This window comes from Bacillus sp. mrc49 (genome assembly GCF_002803435.1).
Window position 1 is genome coordinate 1 of the sequence record NZ_PHNG01000038.1, and the last position, 412, is coordinate 412.

Consider the following 412-nt stretch of genomic DNA (forward strand, 5'->3'; position numbering starts at 1 on the left):
GAATGAACATGTCGACAAAATCATCGATATGCGCCGATATCTAGTGCTGACTGAAGGCAGGCTTGATCCTGATGCCCAACGTGCAATGACCAATATTGAGCGTCAAGGAAACCCTTGGGGGCTGAACCGAAAAGAGAGAGAAGATTGGAGAACCTTGAGGGAGGATGTCAGCGTTCCTACCGGGAAGGAATTGCAAAAGGCAGACGAAGAATTCGAATATTTATTCTGGGTGGGTTCAATGGGATCTTATGATAACAGAAGCCAGAAGATTGCCCTTTCCTTTGCCAAGTTAATGAATGAAGCGGGCGTCAAATTCGCGATTCTGGGAAATAAAGAGAAAAACTCAGGGGATACCCCGCGTCGATTGGGTAATGAGTTTGTTTTTCAGGAGCTTGCCATGAAGAACATCGAA

1 pseudogene is annotated in these 412 nt (G+C 45.9%); it reads left to right on the top strand.

Annotation, left to right across the window (positions count from 1 at the left end):
• A pseudogene (locus CVN76_RS00340) lies at positions 1-412 on the top strand ((Fe-S)-binding protein); the annotation flags it as partial.